General features: G+C 67.9%; 19 protein-coding genes. 12 read left to right on the forward strand and 7 right to left on the reverse strand.

All coding sequences use genetic code 11. The annotated features are described in order from the left end of the window. Nucleotides 1-14 precede the first annotated feature (14 nt). Nucleotides 15-2,054: a S9 family peptidase gene (locus GVN21_RS01610; RefSeq protein WP_240902705.1), complete on the forward strand. Its 2,040-nt coding sequence runs from the start codon at nucleotides 15-17 to the stop codon at nucleotides 2,052-2,054. Next, the gene (locus GVN21_RS01615) at nucleotides 2,054-2,644 is read left to right on the forward strand and encodes an FMN-binding negative transcriptional regulator (protein ID WP_166572952.1); all 591 of its coding nucleotides are present in this window, start codon (nucleotides 2,054-2,056) and stop codon (nucleotides 2,642-2,644) included. The genes GVN21_RS01610 and GVN21_RS01615 overlap by 1 nt, the downstream gene beginning before the upstream one ends. Here GVN21_RS01615 and GVN21_RS01620 read toward each other — a convergent pair. From GVN21_RS01620 to GVN21_RS01630, 3 genes are read right to left on the reverse strand one after another with little or no spacing between them, the layout of a single operon-like run. After that, nucleotides 2,625-3,482 (reverse strand): metallophosphoesterase, encoded by an 858-nt coding sequence (locus tag GVN21_RS01620; protein WP_166572953.1) that lies wholly within the window; start codon nucleotides 3,480-3,482, stop codon nucleotides 2,625-2,627. The two genes, GVN21_RS01615 and GVN21_RS01620, sit on opposite strands and share 20 nt — an antisense overlap. After that, nucleotides 3,479-4,417, reverse strand: a complete 939-nt coding sequence (locus GVN21_RS01625) for a diacylglycerol kinase family protein (RefSeq protein ID WP_346764202.1) — start codon at nucleotides 4,415-4,417, stop codon at nucleotides 3,479-3,481. The genes GVN21_RS01620 and GVN21_RS01625 overlap by 4 nt, the downstream gene beginning before the upstream one ends. Nucleotides 4,418-4,441: 24 nt before the next feature. Continuing rightward, on the reverse strand, nucleotides 4,442-4,801 hold the full coding sequence (locus GVN21_RS01630) for a hypothetical protein (protein WP_166572955.1): 360 nt from the start codon (nucleotides 4,799-4,801) through the stop codon (nucleotides 4,442-4,444). A 424-nt stretch (nucleotides 4,802-5,225) separates the two neighbouring features. On the opposite strand from GVN21_RS01630, the gene GVN21_RS01635 reads away from it, so the two are divergent. Both GVN21_RS01635 and GVN21_RS01640 read left to right on the forward strand, forming a co-directional pair. After that, nucleotides 5,226-5,675, forward strand: coding sequence for an OmpA family protein (locus GVN21_RS01635; protein ID WP_240902706.1), 450 nt, complete (start codon nucleotides 5,226-5,228; stop codon nucleotides 5,673-5,675). 365 nt (nucleotides 5,676-6,040) lie between these two features. Continuing rightward, nucleotides 6,041-6,304 (forward strand): hypothetical protein, encoded by a 264-nt coding sequence (locus GVN21_RS01640; RefSeq protein ID WP_166572883.1) that lies wholly within the window; start codon nucleotides 6,041-6,043, stop codon nucleotides 6,302-6,304. Nucleotides 6,305-6,408: 104 nt separating this feature from the next. On the opposite strand, the gene GVN21_RS01645 is transcribed toward GVN21_RS01640, so the two are convergent. Continuing rightward, nucleotides 6,409-7,206: a response regulator gene (locus GVN21_RS01645; RefSeq protein WP_166572957.1), complete on the reverse strand. Its 798-nt coding sequence runs from the start codon at nucleotides 7,204-7,206 to the stop codon at nucleotides 6,409-6,411. A 261-nt stretch (nucleotides 7,207-7,467) separates the two neighbouring features. On the opposite strand from GVN21_RS01645, the gene GVN21_RS01650 reads away from it, so the two are divergent. The 4 genes from GVN21_RS01650 (at nucleotide 7,468) to GVN21_RS01665 (ending at nucleotide 10,239) form a co-directional block, all read left to right on the forward strand. Next, nucleotides 7,468-7,656 carry a NepR family anti-sigma factor gene (locus GVN21_RS01650; RefSeq protein WP_166573053.1) on the forward strand — a complete coding sequence of 63 codons (189 nt, stop codon included), beginning with the start codon at nucleotides 7,468-7,470 and terminating at the stop codon, nucleotides 7,654-7,656. A 2-nt stretch (nucleotides 7,657-7,658) separates the two neighbouring features. Next, a complete protein-coding gene (locus GVN21_RS01655; RefSeq protein WP_166572958.1) occupies nucleotides 7,659-8,267 on the forward strand; it encodes a sigma-70 family RNA polymerase sigma factor in 609 nt (202 codons plus the stop codon). Next, the gene (locus tag GVN21_RS01660) at nucleotides 8,264-9,991 is read left to right on the forward strand and encodes a sensor histidine kinase (RefSeq protein ID WP_346764203.1); all 1,728 of its coding nucleotides are present in this window, start codon (nucleotides 8,264-8,266) and stop codon (nucleotides 9,989-9,991) included. The genes GVN21_RS01655 and GVN21_RS01660 overlap by 4 nt, the downstream gene beginning before the upstream one ends. A gap of 104 nt (nucleotides 9,992-10,095) precedes the next feature. Next, entirely contained in the window at nucleotides 10,096-10,239 is a 144-nt protein-coding gene (locus GVN21_RS01665) for an entericidin A/B family lipoprotein (RefSeq protein ID WP_166572959.1), read from the forward strand. Between the two features lie 97 nt (nucleotides 10,240-10,336). Here the strand turns inward: GVN21_RS01665 and GVN21_RS01670 are convergent, their stop codons facing one another. Beyond that, the gene (locus GVN21_RS01670) at nucleotides 10,337-11,620 is read right to left on the reverse strand and encodes a cytochrome P450 (RefSeq protein ID WP_166572960.1); all 1,284 of its coding nucleotides are present in this window, start codon (nucleotides 11,618-11,620) and stop codon (nucleotides 10,337-10,339) included. 171 nt (nucleotides 11,621-11,791) lie between these two features. Here GVN21_RS01670 and GVN21_RS01675 point away from each other — a divergent pair, with 171 nt between their 5' ends. The 3 genes from GVN21_RS01675 (at nucleotide 11,792) to GVN21_RS01685 (ending at nucleotide 14,372) form a co-directional block, all read left to right on the forward strand. Then, on the forward strand, nucleotides 11,792-13,165 hold the full coding sequence (locus GVN21_RS01675) for an aminotransferase class V-fold PLP-dependent enzyme (protein ID WP_166572961.1): 1,374 nt from the start codon (nucleotides 11,792-11,794) through the stop codon (nucleotides 13,163-13,165). A 66-nt stretch (nucleotides 13,166-13,231) separates the two neighbouring features. Next, nucleotides 13,232-13,828 (forward strand): peptidylprolyl isomerase, encoded by a 597-nt coding sequence (locus GVN21_RS01680; RefSeq protein WP_166572962.1) that lies wholly within the window; start codon nucleotides 13,232-13,234, stop codon nucleotides 13,826-13,828. Between the two features lie 97 nt (nucleotides 13,829-13,925). Continuing rightward, nucleotides 13,926-14,372: a YciI family protein gene (locus GVN21_RS01685; RefSeq protein ID WP_166572963.1), complete on the forward strand. Its 447-nt coding sequence runs from the start codon at nucleotides 13,926-13,928 to the stop codon at nucleotides 14,370-14,372. A gap of 87 nt (nucleotides 14,373-14,459) precedes the next feature. Here GVN21_RS01685 and ccrA read toward each other — a convergent pair whose 3' ends face one another. Further along, nucleotides 14,460-15,734, reverse strand: a complete 1,275-nt coding sequence (gene ccrA, locus GVN21_RS01690; protein WP_166572964.1) for a crotonyl-CoA carboxylase/reductase — start codon at nucleotides 15,732-15,734, stop codon at nucleotides 14,460-14,462. 184 nt (nucleotides 15,735-15,918) lie between these two features. On the opposite strand from ccrA, the gene GVN21_RS01695 reads away from it, so the two are divergent. Next, nucleotides 15,919-16,644, forward strand: a complete 726-nt coding sequence (locus GVN21_RS01695) for an enoyl-CoA hydratase/isomerase family protein (RefSeq protein ID WP_166572965.1) — start codon at nucleotides 15,919-15,921, stop codon at nucleotides 16,642-16,644. Nucleotides 16,645-16,674: 30 nt separating this feature from the next. On the opposite strand, the gene GVN21_RS01700 is transcribed toward GVN21_RS01695, so the two are convergent. Further along, entirely contained in the window at nucleotides 16,675-17,493 is an 819-nt protein-coding gene (locus tag GVN21_RS01700) for a transposase (protein ID WP_166572966.1), read from the reverse strand. Nucleotides 17,494-17,503: the final 10 nt, after the last annotated feature.

Here is a 17,503-nt window from a genome sequence, read left to right on the forward strand (position 1 = left end):
GGGAGCTTAAAGAGTTGAAGAAGATCGTTTTGCTGGCGGCCGCCGCCGCCCTCGGTTTCGGCCCCATGGCGACGGCCCAGTCCTCGCGCGGCTTCACCCCCGCCGACCTGTTCACCCTGGAGCAGGCCACCGATCCGCAGGTCCGCCCGGACGGCAAACAGGTGGTCTATGTCCGCGCCAGCGCCGACGTGACCACCGACCGCACCCGCCGCACGATCTGGATCGTTGACGCCGCCAGCGGCGCCCAGCAGCCCCTAGTGGCCGGGCCCGGGGCCCACATGTCGCCCCGCTGGTCGCCAGACGGCAAGCGTCTGGCCTATATCTCCACCGCCGAGGGCGGCTCGCCCCAGCTGTTCGTCCGCTGGATGGAGACCGGCGCGACCAGCCGCATCGCCACCCTGGAGTCGGCGCCGGACGCCATCGCCTGGTCGCCCGACGGCCGCTCCATCGCCTTCCTGGGCTTCGTCGGCGCCGACGGGCTGAAGCTCAGCTATGGCGCGCCGCCGACCAGGCCCGAGGGGGCCACCTGGGCCGAGCCGCTGAAGGTGATCACCGGCCTGCGCTACCGCACCGATTCCGAAGGTCTGCTGTCGCCGGGCGCGTCGCAGATCTTCGTGGTCTCGGCCGAGGGCGGCACGCCGCGCCAGCTGACCACCGGCGCCTTCGACACCATCGGCCAGCTGAGCTGGACCCCGGACGGAGCGAAAATCCTGTTCGGCGGCTCGCGCGAGGTCGGCTGGGAGCATGACCCGGGCCTCGTTGACCTCTACGAGGTGGCGGTGGCCGACGGCGCGATCCGGCGGCTGACCGATCGCTATGGCCCGGACGCCTTCCCGCGCGTCTCGCCGGACGGCAAGCTGGTCGCCTACCTGGGCTATGACGACAAGAAGACCGCCTATCACGACGTCCACCTCTATGTGGCCAATGTCGATGGCTCCAATCCGCGCCGGCTGGCCCCGGCGCTGGACCGGTCGGTGGACGACCTGCGGTGGTCGGCCGACAGCCGCTCGATCACCTTCCAGTACGTCGACCGGGCGGTGACCCGGCTGGCGCGGGTGGACCTGACCGGCAGGATGACCCCGATCACCGCCCAACTTGGCGGCGGCGGGCTGGACCGGCCCTACAGCGGCGGCGCCTTCGACATGGCCGGCGGCACGCTCGCCTACACCGGCGCGAACGAATACCGCCCCGCCGACCTGTTCATCAGCCGGGGCGCCGCGGCGACCCAGGTGACCCGCCTGAACGAGGACGTGCTGGCCCACAAGACGCTGGCCAAGGTCGAATACCTGCCGGTGAAGTCCAGCCTAGATGGCCGCGAGGTGCCGGCCTGGATCGCCTACCCGCCTGGCTTTGACCCAGCGAAGAAGTACCCGCTGATCCTCGAGATCCATGGCGGGCCGAACACGTCCTACGGCCCCTACTTCGCCACCGATGTGCAGCTGTATGCGGCCGCCGGCTACATCGTGCTCTACACCAACCCGCGCGGCTCGACCTCGTATGGCGAGGAGTTCGCCAACCTGATCGACAAGAAGTATCCGGGCCCCGACTACGATGACCTGATCAGCGCCGTGGACGCCGCGATCGCCACGGGCCATGTCGATGAGCGCAACCTGTTCGTCACCGGCGGGTCGGGCGGCGGGGTGCTGACCAGCTGGATCATCGGCAAGACCGACCGCTTCCGCGCCGCCGCCACCCAGAAGCCGGTGATCAATTGGACCACCGAGGCCCTGACCAGCGACATCCCCACCGTCACGGCGGGCTATTGGTTCGCCAAGATGCCCTGGGAGGACCAGGAGAGCTACTGGGCCCGCTCGCCCCTGTCGCTGGTCGGCAACGTCAAGACCCCGACCCTGGTCGTGGTCGGCGAGAAGGACTACCGCACCCCTGTCAGCGAGAGTGAGCAGTACTACCAGGCGCTGCAGCTGCGGCAGGTGCCGTCGGCCCTCGTGATCGTCCCCGGAGCCAGCCACGGCGGCATCGCCGCCCGGCCCAGCCAGTCGGGGGCCAAGGCCGGGGCGATCATCGCCTGGTTCGAGAAGTACCGGGTCAAATAGTGCATCCCTCGCCGATCTTCCGGCAGGACGACGAGGCGGCCCTGGCCGCCCTCGTCGCCGCCCACCCCTTCGCCCTGATTGTCGGTGTGGTGGAGGGGCGACCGGTGGCGGTCCATGCGCCGGTGCTGCTGCGGGGGCGCACCCTGCGGTTCCATGTGTCGCGGGCCAATGCTCTCGTCCCCGCCCTGGTCGGCGGCGGCCGGGTCCTGGCGGTGGTCACCGGCCCCCACGCCTACATCAGCCCCGACTGGTACGGCCTCGACGACCAGGTCCCGACCTGGAACTACCTGTCGGCCGAGATGGAGGGGCCGGTCACGGTCCTTGACGAGGCTGGCGCCGCCACCTTGGTCGACGAGCTTTCCGACCATTTCGAAGCCGACCTCGCGCCTAAGCCGGTGTGGAAGCGGAGCAAGATGACGCCCGGCCGGTTCGAGGCCCTGCTGCGCGGCATCGTCGCCTGCGAGGTGGCGTTGGACCGTTTCGAAGGCATCTGGAAGCTGGGCCAGCACAAGCCCGACGCCGCCCGAGAGGCCGTGGCCGACGCGTTGGGGGATCACCAGTTGGCTGAGATCAGCCGTCCGCCCCGATGAGCACGTCGTCGATCTGCGGTGGCGGGACGGCCTCGACCCTTTCCGGCGGCGGGGGCGTGCGACGGTCCACTTGCCAGGTGCGGTAGGGCTCGTAGCGCGTGCCCGTCCATTGCTGGGCGGTCACCGTGACAGACCCCGCCTCAATGTCGATGGCATTGAAGCTGGGCGCCACGCCCCGCTCGCGGATCGAGAGCGTTCCCGCCCCCACCGCATAGGTGCGGCCGTCGCCGAACGGGTAGGGCTGGACAAAGGGGGTGTGGATGTGGCCGGTCAGCACCAGATCCACCTTGGAGGCGGTAAAGGCCTCGGCCGCGCCGGCGCCGCCCCAGACATTGCCGGTCATTGGCCCGCCGAGCACCTCGACCAGCGGGTGGTGACATGTCACGAGCCTCAGTGTCCCCTCCGGCCCAGTGCTGATCCGGGCGATGGCGCGGCGCACCTGGGCGCGGCTGATCTGGCCCTTGGACCAGTTTGCCCGGGGTTGCACGCCGCGCGCCGTGTTGACCCCGGCATAGGCCAGGCCCTCGACCGGCGGCGGGGTCACCAGGTGGCCCAGCCAGCGCTTGAAGCGGGTCCAGGGCATCAAGGCGCGGTAGGGGATGTTGAAATAGGGGACGTCGTGGTTGCCCGCAGTCACCACGACGGGGACGGGCAGGGCGTCCAGCCAGGCCCTGGCGGCGGCGAATTCCTTCGGCATGCCTTCGCGCGTCAGGTCGCCGCTGATGATGGCCAGGTCCACAGGATTGTCGACCAGCCACCGGGCCGCGCCGGCCACGGCCGCCTCGTTCTCTCCGCCGAAATGAATATCGGAGGCGTGGAAAAGCCGGAGTGGCCTCATGCGGTCGCCTTGGAGGCCGGGTCTCGGGGGACCAGGGCGCGGAAGGCGTTGGGCTTGAAGCGCACCAGGGCGGTGCGGCCAAGCTTCACCGACTCCCCGTCGAGGATGGCGGGGATCTGACCGCCAGCCCAGCAATAGGCCTGCCGCGCCAGGGTCACCTGCACCGACTGGTCCTGGCGCCACTGTCCCGCCGCCGCGGCCAGGGCCAGGCGAAAGACGTCGATGGCGCCGCTGGGATCCAAAGCGGCGGCCTCAAGGCCGGCGGCGTCGTTGTCCAGTTCCTTGGAGACGATCGGGCACATGAAAGTCAGGGCTTCCGACTTCAGCCGCGCCCCGCCGTCCAGGGTGAAGCGCAGCCGACCGCTGAAAGCCTGGCCCCAGGCTCGCTTGGCCCGGGCGATGGCCAGCCACAGCCGGCCCATTCGCACCGCCTCCCGCGCCCGCGCCCAGAGTGCCGGCGAGCCGAGGATGGCGGCCACATAGAAGCTGTGATTCTCCACCGTGCCGCCGGAAATCCGCTTTTCGACCCCGTCGGTCAGGATGGCCTCAAGCGCCTGCGGCCAGGTCGTCTGGCCGTAGATCGCGAAGGGCAGCATGTTCATCGTGCCGCCCGGCAGCGGCGCGACCATCGGCCCATCCGGCCCGGCCGCCTCGGCCACGGCGCGGGCGGTTCCGTCGCCTGCGATCACGATGATCAGATCCGGCTTGGCGTCCAGGGCGTTACGGATGATCTCGCCCAGCTTGCCGGCCTGGCAACGCTGGACATTGGCCTCCAAGTCGTAACCCTCCAGGATGGCGGTGACCTCCTCGCAGGCGTTCGGCCCGACGCTGCCCGACAGGGGGTTGGCGATGACCTCCACCTTGCGAACACCGTCGACCTTGCGTTTCGGCGAGGCGGTTTCAACGGCCGTCTCGGCCGTCGGTTTGCTCTTCACGGGTGTCTTGCCCCCCACCATGCGTCAGCCCGCCGGCTGGCTGTTATCGACCGGTTCGGCCTCGGTGGACAGCGTGTCCTGCACGGCGGCGGCGCCCTTCTTCAAGGTCGGCACGGCTTCGCGCGCGGCGGAGGAGACGCCGCGGTCCATCAGGGCGCCGCCCTCGCTGAACGAACCCTTGTAGGCCGCCAGCGCCAGCGACGTCCCACCGATCAAGGCCACAGCCACAAGGGCCAGCGCCATGAACGGGGAGCGCTTGTGACGAGCCCTCTCCTCGCGGCGTCCACGCTCATAGGCTGCCTTCAGCTCGGCGTCGGAATGGCCGTGGTGGCCGGCGTCATGGACGGCCGTCGGACTCTGCTTGGGGCGAAAAAGGGTAACCATGGCTTGCCTCTGGACGATGGCGGGTTCGCTGGCAGAACGGAAGGGGGCGACGGCGGTTCCGAACCGGTTCCACGAGGGAACTTTTTAACGGGTAACAACGTTGCCTGACGGTAGGGGTTCGCCGTGTGGGCGAATCCCGGCGCTTGCCTGGAGGCCTCCTTGCGCAGTCTGCCGGCCTTGCTGATCGCCGCCACCCTGGTGGGGTGCGCCAGCGTTCCGCCGCCGCCCCCGCCACCGCCTGGCGAGACTATGCGGTCGGCGCCGAAGCCGGTCTCACGGCCAGGGGTCAATCGGCGCCAGTACTTCGACCAGAAGACAGGTCGCTACTATTATTTCGACACAAGCCGCGGCGCCTATTTCTGGGAAAATGGCCAGCCGCGGAGTTGAGGTTCAGCCCGAAAACGGGCCAATGAGGGGTGAGGTCATGAAGACGAGAATTCTGATGGTCATGCTGGCGGGGGCCGCCCTGGCCGCCTGCGCCAGCACCAATACGCCGAAGACGCAGGTGGCGCGGTTCACGCCCTGCGAGGACATCAATGTCGCAATCTACTTCGACAGCGGGTCCGCGGCGGTGAGCCGCGATGGTCGCGCCGTGCTGCGCGGGGCGGCCAAGCAGGCCGAGGGCTGCAAGGTCAATGGCGTCGACGTGATCGGCCTTGCCGACGCGGTCGGGGCCCCGGACGCCAACCTGGCCCTGTCCGAAAAGCGTGCGGCCAGCGTGACCAAGACGCTGCAGAGCTACGGGCTGACCAATGTGCGGGTCGCCGCCGCCGGCGATGCTGGGGCGGTCATCCCGACCGGTTCGCAAACGACCGTCGCCGCGCCTATGCGGCGCCGGGCCGACGTTATCCTGCGCCTGTCTGCCAATCCGTAGGAGAGAGGGCGGCCCGGTCACCTCACAGCGGCCGGGCGGTTTTCCACAAGGAAAGGGCGGGTCCGAATTTTCGGACCCGCCCTTTGAAGTTTGCATCATCGAGAATTGGGGTGCGGAGACGGCAGGCTGACTGTGGTCAGCCTCAAGTCGGGGGGGGCGTCGCCGCCTCCGCAAAGAGAAAATGCGGAAGGCGAAAACGCGTTCCCGCTATTGGCGATTTTTTTCTGATTCTTTTGCCCTAAGACTCATCATGTCACGAAGTCGTTGATCCATCTGCCATTTTGCCGGGAACGCGGGCGCTGTTCGGCACGTTTTCGAATCGATGGCGCGCAACCGCGTCTGCCGATTTCGTAAGGAGCCCTCTCATGGCCGAAGTGATTCACGACGCCGATGGCGATCACACCACCATCCAGACCACCGAGGCTCGCCAGGGCCGGTGGGGTCGTCATGTCTTCTGGGTGTTGGTCGTCTCGACCCTCCTGGCCGCCTTGGTGCTGTTCGTCAGCTGGGGCATGCGCTCCGGTGACCTGGCCGCCGCCGACGCCACCGAAACCAACCGGGTGACCCAGACCACCCCGCAATCGCCGCCGCCGGCGGCCGACCCCGGCCCGACCTACACCGCGCCTTAAGCCGCGTCGGACATCAAAAAAAGGGCCGCCCGAAAGGGCGGCCCTTCTTCTTTGTTCGTTGGTCCGGCCTGAGCGGCAATCTGAGCCGTCAGCCCGGAGATCGCCTAAGCGGCGATCTTTTGGCGACCCGGATGGAAGAACAGCGCCTGGCCGATCGCCGCCTTCACCGTTTCCGGCTGGAAGGGCTTGGTGATCAGGAAGGTCGGTTCCGGGCGCTCGCCGGTCAGCAGCCGCTCGGGGAAGGCGGTGATGAAGATCACCGGCACGTTGAACTGGCCCAGGATGTCCTTGACCGCATCGATGCCGGAAGACCCGTCGGCCAGTTGGATATCAGCCAGCACAAGCCCCGGCTGCTTCTTGGCAATGGCCTCGACCGCCTCAGTGCGCGTGGCGGCGATATCCACCACGTTGTGGCCGAGCTCGCGGACCAGCGCCTCGATATCGGCCGCGATCACCGGCTCGTCCTCGATGATGAGAACGTCGGTGGCCAGTTCGGCGTCAATGTCGGCCTGGGCCTGGGCGATCAGCCGCTCGACTTCCGGATAACCGGTATCGAGGATCTGGGCCGCCTCGCTGGGGGTGAAGCCCTCCAGCGCGGTCAGCAGGAAAGCCTGCCGAGAGCGCGGGGTCATCCGCATCAGCCGGTCGGCGGGCGCGCCGCCACCAACGTCCTCGGGATTGCGGTCCTCCAGCCGGGCGCCCGAGGACCCCCAAATGGCATGGAATACATGATACAGCGCCACACGCGGCGACAGCTGGTCATTCAGTGACTGTTCGCCGGCCGCCAAGGCTTCCAGCGCGATGCGCACATACTGGTCGCCGGTCTGCTGGCTGCCGGTAAGGGCGCGCGCGTAGCGGCGAACATAGGGAAGATGCGGCGCCAGTCGGGCGAGAAGACTCATGACCCCTCCGTCTCAATCGGTCTTCGGTGCTATGTCTCAAGGACATTCTTAAGGGCGCACCGGTGGGCGCGCGGAAACGCGCACACATGTGAACCTGGGCATGCAACGCGCGGAACGCAAGCACGGTTCCCTGCGTTCGGAGATGGCGCCATGATGGGCGTGGGGAAGGTTCCATTCATCGGGAACCGGAAGGGTCACACTGCGTTGAAGCGGGACAGAACCACCAAGTACGGGGAAGAGGTGCGTCCGCGCGCCGATGGCATGATCGATCAGCAACAAAATTCCGCCGGGCAGCGGCCCGCCGAGGGGCTCGATGAAGCTCGTCTTCGCCAACGCGCCATTGGCGTGAAACTGCGACAGATGTTCGACGAGGTAGTCAACGAGCCGGTGCCCGACGAATTCCTCGAAATCCTGCGCCGCGCCGATGGCGGCCAGAGCGGGGAGCGCTGAGCTTGAGCGCCGTCGATGACGTCAGCGGCCTGACTGGGCCCGCTCGCGACAAGGTGTTCCAGAAGGAACTGGTCACCTTGATCCCCCACCTGCGCGCCTTTGCCCGCACCCTGACCGGGGATGCGACCCAGGCCGACGACTTGGCTCAGGACGCCCTGATCAAGGCCTGGGACGCTCGTCTGTCCTTCCAATTGGGCACGAATATGAAGGCTTGGACCTTCATGATCCTGCGCAACCAGTTCTATTCCGACAAACGCCGGTCCTGGCGCTCGACCCAGCTTGATCAGGAAGCGGCCGAACGCACCCTGATGGCGGTGGATGATCCGGAATCGCCGGTCGCCCTGGACGAACTGCGCCAGGCCATGGCCGTGCTGCCCGCCGAACAGCGGGAAGCCCTGATCCTGGTCGGCGCCGGCGGCTTTGCCTACGAAGAGGCGGCTGAGATCTGCGGCTGCGCGGTCGGCACGGTGAAGAGCCGGGTCAGCCGGGCGCGCAAGGCCGTGCAGGGTATCCTGGAGGCCGGCGCCTATGACCGTGACGGCCGGGCGGCCGGCGAGGCGATGGGCCACATCCTCGGCGAAGCGGAACGGCTGAGCGCTTCCGTCCGGTGAAGCGGTTGTTCAGGGGGCGGCTCGGCCGGAAGGTCGGAGCCGAAGACGCCGCGTCGGGCCAGAGCGCGGGTGGCGGCACGATCCGCGCCCGCCTGGCCGGTGCGGTCACGCTCGCCCTGTTGCCCGTGCTGGTGCTCGGCGCCATTCAGTCAGCCTTGTCCTTCCGCGCCGAGGCCGCCGACCAGCGGGCAGCGCTTCAGGGCGCGGCCCAGCGCAGCGTGGCCAGCGCCAAGGCGCGGATGGCCGCCTCCAGCATCCTGCTCGAAACCCTGGCGCCCGGCGTCATCCAGCTCGACTGCGCCCAGCGGCTGGCCAGCGTCCGCGAGCGGGTCCAGGGCTATGCCAACCTGATCCGCTTCGACGCCTCCGGCCGGGTCGTCTGTTCTGCGGCCAGCGTGCCGGCCGACCTGCAACGCGGTCAGCGCGCCTGGTTCAAGGCCGCGGCCGGGTCGGATGAGGTGACCGTCACCACCAACCCCGGCGGCCCAGCCTACGCCTCCGAGCCCGCCCTGCTGGCTTCCGTCGCCGCCGGAGACAGCGGCCATGTGCTGACCGCCGTCATAGCCCTGAGCAGTCTGCGACCCGAGACCGCCGATCGCGCCCTGCCGCGGGACGCGGAGGTCGCGCTGGTCGACGGCCAGGGACGCGTCCTGACCGTCACCGACCCCAAGGCTTTCCCGACGATTCCCGCCGACTGGCTGAGCCGCTCGCGCGGCGGCGAAGGCGCCCTGATCACGACCGGCGGCGCCAGGGACGGCGAGCGGGTCTATTCCATCGCGCCCCTGCTGGGGGATGTCTATGTGGTGCTGTCGGCGCCGTCGGGCAGCCTGCTGTCGAGCAACTGGCTGGATCCGCTGTCGGGCCTGCTGTTCCCGCTTCTGGCCTTCAGCGTCACCCTGATCGCGGTTTTCATGGCCGCCGATCGGGCGGTGCTGCAGTGGATCGGCTACCTGCAGAGGGTGGCCGACCTCTACGCCCGCGGCCGGTTCTCGGTCCGATCTGTGCAGGCCGAATCGGCTCCGGTTGAAATCCGCATTCTGGCCGAGACGCTCGACCAGATGGCCGGCGCCATCGTGGCCCGCGACACCACCCTGCAGGACAACCTGGCCCAGAAGGATGATCTGCTCCGCGAAATCCACCATCGGGTGAAGAACAACCTGCAGGTCATCTCCTCCCTGCTGTCGATGCAGGAGCGGGCCCTCACCGACCCCGGCGCCCGCCAGGCGATCAACGACACTCGCCAGCGGATCACCGCCCTGGCCCTCATCTATCGCGCCCTCTACCAGGGCACGGACCTGCGCCACGCCGACCTGCGCCCCTTCCTCGAGGAGCTGTCCGCCCAGCTGCTGATGAGCGAGACCGCCCAGGGAACGGTGAAGCTGGAGGTTCATGCCGAACCCCTGATCATCGATCCCGACAAGCTGGCGCCCGTGGCCCTGTTCGCCGTCGAAGCCATCACCAACGCCCAGAAGCACGGGCTGGCGGCGCGGGGCGGCGCCCTGACCGTCACCTTCCGCATCGAGGGGCCCGAGGCCATTCTGGACATCGCCGACGATGGGGGCGGCCAACGCCCGCCCGCTGAGACTCTGGAGGCCAAGGGGGTCGGCCGCACCCTGATGAACGCCTTCGCCCGCCAGCTGCGCGGCCGCACCGAGATGGCGGTCAATCCCGAGGGCGGCCTGACCGTGACCCTGGTTTTCCCCACCCCCGAGGCGCAGGCCTGATTTGATCCTCGTGGCGCGGAACCGGCGACCCGGACCGACGTTGTTTGCGGGCTAGTTATCCCCGTCGCCCGCGTATCGAGGGGCGCCTCAAAGGAGAAGTCCGTATGCGTAAGCTGATCGTCCTGGCCGCCCTTGCCGCCGCCCTCACCACCACCGCCGCCTGCAACACCGTCAAGGGCGCCGGCGAAGACGTCTCGGCCGCCGGCGACGCCGTGTCCGACACCGCTGAAAAGGCGAAGCCCAACTAAGGTTGGCGCAGACCCTGACGAAGGCGGCCCCGGAGCGATCCGGGGCCGTTTTTCTTTTGGGGTAATGCCGGAGGGGGCGAGCTGTGGCCTTGGCCGATCACGCCATCTCGTACTTGATCGGCAGGGTCTTGGGCCCGCCGACGAAGCTGGCCTGGGCCAATTTCGGCTCGCCGTTAAGCGCAAGGCATTTCAGGCGCGGCAGCAGTTCCTCGAACAGAATCCGCATCTCCATCTTCGCCAGGTGCTGGCCCAGGCACAGGTGGGCGCCGTAGCCGAAGGCCAGGTGCTTGCCTTCCTTGCGATCGACGCGGAATGCATCGGCGTCGGTGAACACCGCCTCGTCGCGGTTGCCGGACGGATAGGCCAGCCACAGCCAGTCGCCCTTGGCGATCTTGCGTCCGCCCAGCTCCGTGTCGGCGGTGGCCGAGCGCATGAAGTGCTTCACCGGCGTCATCCAGCGGATCGCCTCGTCCACCAGGCCAGGGATCAGCGAGGGGTCGGCCTTCACCTTGGCGAACTCGCCGGGGTTGGCGGCCAGGCCCCAGATCGCCGCGGCGGTCGAGGAGGAGGTGGTGTCGTGGCCGGCCGTGGCGACGATCACATAGTAGCTCATCGCCTCGAAATCGTTGATCGGTTGGCCGTCCAGCTGGCCGTTGGCGATCACACTGGCCACGTCGTCGCGCGGGTTGGCCTTGCGGTCGTCGGTGATGCCTTTGAAGTACATGAAGAAGTCGGCGATCACCGCCTGGATGGCGGCCATCGCCTCTGGGGTGCCCATCTCAGCCTGCTTGTTACGGTTCAGCTCAGGGTCCTGGGCGCCGAACAGCTCCTGAGTCAGCTTCAGCATGCGCGGCTCGTCCTCAGCCGGCACGCCCAGGATCTCCATGATCACCCGCAGCGGATAGTAGAGGGCGATCTCGTTGACGAAGTCGCATTCGCCGCCCAGCGCCGCCATCCGGTCGACGTGGTCGCGGGCGATCTGGCGGATGCGATCCTCCAGCTTGCGGATGTTCTGAGGCAGGAACCAGGCCTGGGTCATCACCCGGTACTTGGGGTGATCGGGGGCGTCCATCTGCACCAGGGTGCGCACCAGGTGCGGGCTGCCGCCAGTCATGCTGCGAACCTTCTCGTCGGCCTCTTTGGTCGTGAAGGTGGTCGGCATGTCGCCGGAGTGGAACAGGTCGTTCTGGCGGCTGACCTCCAGGATGTCGGCGTGCCGGGTCACCAGCCAGAAGGGATAGACCCCCTCCAGTTCCGCCTTGCCCAGCGGGTTGTTGGCCCGCAGCCAGCGAAACGCCTCATGCACGCTGTCGTCGGCATAGGCCTTGGGGTCGATGGCCTTGAAGGCGATCTCGTCCGGAATCCTCACGCTGTCGGTCATGGCCGCCTCTTCTCCCTATTGAGGTCAACATGCGCCGGTTACGTGGCGGAAGAAAAGGGACCGGGCGGTCCGAAAACTTCTCCCCTCGCAAGAACCCGAATGATCCGGTCGGCGTTAAATCCGATGGTGCGCAAGGGGACTGGAGGGGCAATGATAGACCGTGAAGCAGGCTTGAGCCGTCGCCGACTGCTGGCCGGGACGGGGGTCGCCCTGGCAGGGTCCGCCATGGCGTCCGTGGCGCGCGCCCAGGCCCCGGCCGAGCCGCCGCCCGAAAGCGACCCCGACTTCGCCGGGCCGGACCACCATCCGCCCGAGGCGACGACCCCCGCGCCCGAGACGCTGAAGGCCGTCGACTGGAACTGGGTGCGCGGCCAGTGGGCGCTGGACTGGAGCTGGGTCAACCTGTCGGCGATGCTGTTCGCCTCCAACCCCCGGCTGGTCCGCACCGCCATCGCCCGGCACCGGGACGGCTTGGACGCCAACCCGGTCACCTATCTGGAGGCCAACAACCGGCCTCTGCAGAACGCCGCCCGCCAGGCGGCCGGTCAGTATTTCGGGGCGGCCTGGGAGTCCATCGCCCTGGTCGAGAGCACCACCAGCGGGGTGGGGCTGATGTATGCCGGCCTGCTGGTCGGTTACGGCGACGAGATCCTCACCACCACCCACGACTACTATGTCACCCACGAGGCCCTGCGGCTGGCGGCCCAGCGCAACGGGGCGATGGTCAAGAAGATCAGCCTGTTCGACGAGGCTCGCACCGCCACCATTCCCCAGATCGTCGGCCGCCTGATGGGGGCGGTGACCGACAAGACACGGGTGCTGGCCCTGACCTGGGTGCACAGCTCCACCGGCCTGAAGATGCCGATCGGGGCCATCGCCCAGGCGCTGAAAAGCGTCAACGCCACCCGCGAGCCTCATCGCCGGGTGCTGCTCTGCGTCGACGGAGTCCACGGCTTCGGGGTCGAGAACGAGACCCTGGAGAGTCTGGGCGCCGACGCCCTGGCGGCCGGCTGTCACAAATGGCTGTTCGGGCCGCGCGGCACCGGGGTGGTGTTCTTCCGGCCGGACGCCATCGGTCGGTTCGCCCCGACCATCCCCAGCTTCCTGGCCCCGAACGCCTATGGCGCCTGGCTGGGCAACTACGATCCCGGCGCCAATACCGGCGCGCGGATGACGCCGGGCGGCTTCAAGGCCTTTGAGCATGTCTGGGCCCTGACCGAGGCCTTCCAGTTCCACAACATGGTCGGCAAGGCGGCCATCGCCGCCCGCACCCGCGCCCTGGCCGGTCGGCTGAAGATGGGCCTGTCCCAGATGCCGCACATCGCCGTACGCACCCCCATGGACCCCAACCTGTCGGCCGGCATCGTCAGCTTCGACGTGGTGGGCCAGTCGGCCGACGCGGTGGTCCGCAAGCTGCGTGGGGCCCGGGTGATCGGCTCGGCCGCACCCTACGCTCGCCGCCACGTTCGCCTGACCCCCAGTTTCCGCAACACCGAGGCGGACGTGGATTTTGCCCTCCAGGCCCTGTCCCAGATCAAGGGCTGACCCAGGCGAGCCGACGTTGTCTTGCCAAACTGCGACGTTACTCTGGCCGGGAACTGGGAGACCGCCATGCACCGCCGCACCGTCCTGACCGGCCTTGCCGTCCTGTCCGCCTCTCCTGCCTTGGCCCAGACGGGCGCGCCGGGGGTGGTGAAGGTCGAGCTGACCACCCCGGAGGGCCGCTTCCTGCTGGAGCTGGCCGGGGACAAGGCCCCCCTGACCGTGGCCAATTTCCTGAAATACCTCGACGCCGGCCGCTACACCGGCGGCAGCTTCTATCGCGGCGTCACCGTACCGAACGCTCCGCAGTTGGGCCTGGTGCAGTTCGGCCCCAAGCCCGGCAGATACTTCGCCCCGGTCCAGCATGAGCCGACCACCCAGACCGGCCTCAAGCATCTGGAAGGGACAATCTCGCTGGCTCGGGGCGCTCTCAACAGCGGCACCTGCGATATCTTCATCTGCCTGGCGGACTCGCCCTACCTCGACGCCAACCCGGCCGCGCCGGGCGACAACCAGGGCTTCGCCGCCTTCGGCCGGGTGGTGGAGGGGCTCGACATCGCCCGCCGCATCCAGGTGATGCCGAAATCGGCCACCGCCGAGAACCCCACGATGGTCGGCCAGATGCTGGAAAAGCCGGTGCCGATCCTGACCGCGAAACGGGCCTGAAAAAACTTCGCGAAAAAAATGTCGGCCCTTGTCGGCGCCGGCCGTCCTTGGGGCGAACCGGCCGCCCGCCTTGGCGGCCCCTTAGGGAGATGAGACCATGCGCGTTCTGATGATCGTCAAAGCCAACGCCGAGACCGAGGCCGGGGTCATGCCCACCACCGAACAGGTCGAGGCGATGGGGGTCTACAACAACGAGCTGATCGCCGCCGGCGTGCTGGTCGACGGCGCAGGGCTGCACCCCTCCAGCAAGGGCGCTCGCCTCAGCTATCGGGGCGGCAAGCCGGTGATCACCGACGGGCCCTTCACCGAGACCAAGGAGCTGATCGCCGGCTACTGGGTGCTCAACGTCAAGGACTGGGACGAGGCGCTGATGTGGCTCAGCAAGGTCCCCCGCCCCGACTTCAAGGACGGCGACGTCGAGGACATGATCGAACTGCGCCGCTTCTTCGAACCGGAAGATTTCGCCGGCATCGCCTCGCAGGAGATGATCGACCAGGAGATCGGCTGGCGCGAGGAGCAGCTGGGGAAGGCGCCGAAGGGCTGATCGCGGGACGGGCCGCCCCCAGTCAGCTCTTGCGCGGGCGGCGTGGCCTATCGAGGTAGGCCAGCCGCTTGCGCGGCCGACCGGTCTCTACAGCGGCCCGCTCAGTTCCTGCACTTCCTCGAAAGTCCTCAGGCCCGGCTTCTGGGCGCAGACCAGCACGGCCATGTTGCCGGGCGGGTGCTTGTTGGCCAGCATCTTCTCATGGGCGTCGGGGATGGCGTCCCAGGTGAAGACTTCCGACAGGGCCGGATCGACCCGGCGATCGATGACCAGCTGGTTGGCCGCGCTGGCCTGGGCCAGGTTGGCGAAGTGGCTGCCCTGCACCCGCTTCTGGCGCATCCACAGGAAGCGGGCGTCCATGGTCAGGTTGTAGCCGGTGGTGCCGGCGCAGATCACCACCATGCCGCCGCGCTTCACCAGGAAGACCGAGACCGGGAAGGTCGCTTCGCCCGGATGTTCGAACACCATGTCGACGTCGCGCTTGCCGGTGATGTTCCAGATCGCCTTACCGAATTTGCGGCTTTCCTTCATGTAGTCGTCGAACTCGGGCCCGTTCACCGTCGGCAGCTGGCCCCAGCAGTTGAAGTCGTTGCGGTTCAGCACCGCCTTGGCGCCCTGGCTGAGCACGTAGTCGACCTTGTCCTCGCTGGAGACCACGCCGATGGCGTTGGCCCCGGCGACGGCGGCCAGCTGCACGGCGAAGACACCGAGACCCCCCGAGGCGCCCCAGACCAGCACGTTCTGGCCAGGCTTCAGCTCATGCGGCTTGTGGCCGAACAGCATCCGGTAGGCGGTGGCGAGGGTCAGGGTGTAGCAGGCGGCCTCTTCCCAGGTCAGGTGCATGGGACGCGGCATCAATTGTCGGGATTGAACCCGGCAGAACTGGGCGAAGCTGCCGTCCGGGGTCTCATAGCCCCAGATCCGCTGGCTGGAGGAGAACATCGGATCGCCCCCGTTGCACTCCTCATCGTCCCCGTCATCCTGGTTGCAGTGGATGACCACCTCGTCGCCGACCTTCCAGCGCTTCACCTTGGCGCCGACCTTGTAGACGATGCCCGAGGCGTCGGAGCCGGCAATGTGGATTGAATTCTTGTGCCCGTCGAAGGGACTGACTGGGGTGCCCAGGGCCGCCCAGACGCCGTTGTAGTTCACGCCGGCGGCCATCACGAGCACCAGCACCTCGTCCTCGCCGATCTCCCAGGTGGGCACCACCTCGACCTGCATGGCGCTGGACGGGGGCCCGTGGCGCTCCTTGCGGATGGCCCAGGCGTACATCTTCGAAGGCACGTGGCCGAGCGGCGGGATTTCGCCGATCTCGTACAGATCCTTCAGTTCGGTCTTGTCGAGGGTGTCGGTGGTCATCGGCGGGTCCCCATAACGTTCTGCTGCAATGCGGCAGCCACCGCCTCCGTTCCAGGCGGGCCGCCGTGCAATCTTGATGACGGATCGTGTAACGGCCGCCGGAACCTGGCAAGTGCTTTTTGTGCGCCGCAACATGGGCCGGTTGCTGATTTACACACTGGCGCGAAGACCGCAGTTTCGCCGGATGCCCGTCCACAGCTCCAGGCCCTCGCCCAGCGTCGCCCTGCTCGAACTCGACCATCCGCCGGTCAACGCCCTCAGCCTAGCCATGCGAGCGGAGCTTGAGGCGGCCCTGACCGAGATCGACGCCGACCTCGCCATTCGCGCCGTGGTTCTCACCGGACGTGGCCAGGCCTTCTGCGCCGGCGACGACCTGATCGAAGCGGCGGGCCGGGGCGAGGCGGGGCTGGAGGCCATCTTCGGCTTCAACGCCCTGATGAACCGCGTCGAGGCGACCCGTGTCCCGATCATCGCGGCGATCAACGGCTTCTGCCTGGGCGGCGGGCTGGAACTGGCGCTGGCCTGCGACATCCGCCTCTCCAGCCCGGACGCCATCTTCACCGCCTCGGGCGTCAACGTCGGCCTGATGGCCTCGGTCCGCCGCCTGCCCCGCCTGATCGGCGAGGGCCCGGCCAAGGCCCTCCTGCTCACCGGCGCCCCGGTCGATGCCGAAACGGCCCTGATCCGAGGCCTGGTCACCGGCCTGCACAAATCGGTCGTCAAGGACGCCCTGGCCCTCGCTGACCGCATCGCCACCCGCGCGCCGCTGTCGGTCGAAGCCGTCAAGCGCGTCGTCGGCCGCCCCTTCGACGAGCGGGCGGAATTGACGGCCCTATTCCACAGCGAAGACCACCAATCGGCGCTAAAATCGTTCGCCGTGAAGCAGACGCCGAAGTTCGAACGGCGCTAGGCGGTGGGGACCGGTTGCGCGCAACGCGCGCTACCTGTCCCCGTTCAGCGCCGAAGCTGGCCTTCCCTCCGCTCCAGACTGCTTCCGCAACTGCTCTAGAAACTCCCGGTCCCCAACCGGCTCGTTCCCCTTCACCGCCGCCCGGATCGCCGCAACCTCCCGCGCCCATCGCGCATCGATCCTCTCATCCGGCGCGAAAAACCCCTCAACATCGACAACCCGATTCAGCAGCGGCGACACGCGCACGAGTCGGCCATCCCGCCGCAACAGGTGCGCGTGCACGCTCGACCATGGCCAATCCTGAGCTCGACTGACCAAACCGGCTCTCACTGGATTCATCGCCACGTATCGAAACGCGGCGATGAGGTGCCGCTCGTCCATCACGCTCGATGCAAAGCGGTCCTGAAAGAGATGGCCCCGCCACTTCTCTCGGCCGTTGATGAAGCTGGTGTACTGGCGGTGTGTCTCGCCGATAACCTTGGCCAAACTGTTCTCGCACTCCGGCGCCATCACCAGATGCACGTGGTTATGCATCAGACAGTAGGCCCAGACTTCCACGCCTGCCTCGAGGCATCGCTCCCTCAGCATGTGCAGATACTGGGTTTCATCGCCTGCCTTCAGGAAGATTGGCTGGCGGCGGTTGCCACGTTGGGTCACGTGGTGCGGCAGGCCGGGGATGATGAGGCGGGCGGTTCTGGGCATAGCGACCATGGAGAACAAATAAAGAACATTGTTCGTGCGGCTGGATCGAGTCAAGCCCAGCCGCCGGCGCTGATCGGGGACAGGCAGCTCGCCGCGCGAGCAACCGGTCCCCATTCCGATATTGCGCCGCACAAATCCCGCGCTCATGATCCCCGCC

It is taken from the genome of Caulobacter sp. SLTY, assembly GCF_009905535.1.
Taxonomy (GTDB): domain Bacteria; phylum Pseudomonadota; class Alphaproteobacteria; order Caulobacterales; family Caulobacteraceae; genus Caulobacter.

Bases quoted from the DNA above. Each gene is read 5' to 3' on its own strand.
- GVN21_RS01695 (WP_166572965.1), top strand. From the start codon at position 15,919: ATGCCCGTCCACAGCTCCAGGCCCTCGCCCAGCGTCGCCCTGCTCGAA.
- GVN21_RS01640 (WP_166572883.1), top strand. From the start codon at position 6,041: ATGGCCGAAGTGATTCACGACGCCGATGGCGATCACACCACCATCCAG.
- GVN21_RS01645 (WP_166572957.1), bottom strand. From the start codon at position 7,206: ATGAGTCTTCTCGCCCGACTGGCGCCGCATCTTCCCTATGTTCGCCGC.
- ccrA (WP_166572964.1), bottom strand. From the start codon at position 15,734: ATGACCACCGACACCCTCGACAAGACCGAACTGAAGGATCTGTACGAG.
- GVN21_RS01685 (WP_166572963.1), top strand. From the start codon at position 13,926: ATGCGCGTTCTGATGATCGTCAAAGCCAACGCCGAGACCGAGGCCGGG.
- GVN21_RS01700 (WP_166572966.1), bottom strand. From the start codon at position 17,493: ATGAGCGCGGGATTTGTGCGGCGCAATATCGGAATGGGGACCGGTTGC.
- GVN21_RS01630 (WP_166572955.1), bottom strand. From the start codon at position 4,801: ATGGTTACCCTTTTTCGCCCCAAGCAGAGTCCGACGGCCGTCCATGAC.
- GVN21_RS01680 (WP_166572962.1), top strand. From the start codon at position 13,232: ATGCACCGCCGCACCGTCCTGACCGGCCTTGCCGTCCTGTCCGCCTCT.
- GVN21_RS01635 (WP_240902706.1), top strand. From the start codon at position 5,226: ATGAAGACGAGAATTCTGATGGTCATGCTGGCGGGGGCCGCCCTGGCC.
- GVN21_RS01670 (WP_166572960.1), bottom strand. From the start codon at position 11,620: ATGACCGACAGCGTGAGGATTCCGGACGAGATCGCCTTCAAGGCCATC.
- GVN21_RS01620 (WP_166572953.1), bottom strand. From the start codon at position 3,482: ATGAGGCCACTCCGGCTTTTCCACGCCTCCGATATTCATTTCGGCGGA.
- GVN21_RS01665 (WP_166572959.1), top strand. From the start codon at position 10,096: ATGCGTAAGCTGATCGTCCTGGCCGCCCTTGCCGCCGCCCTCACCACC.
- GVN21_RS01650 (WP_166573053.1), top strand. From the start codon at position 7,468: ATGATCGATCAGCAACAAAATTCCGCCGGGCAGCGGCCCGCCGAGGGG.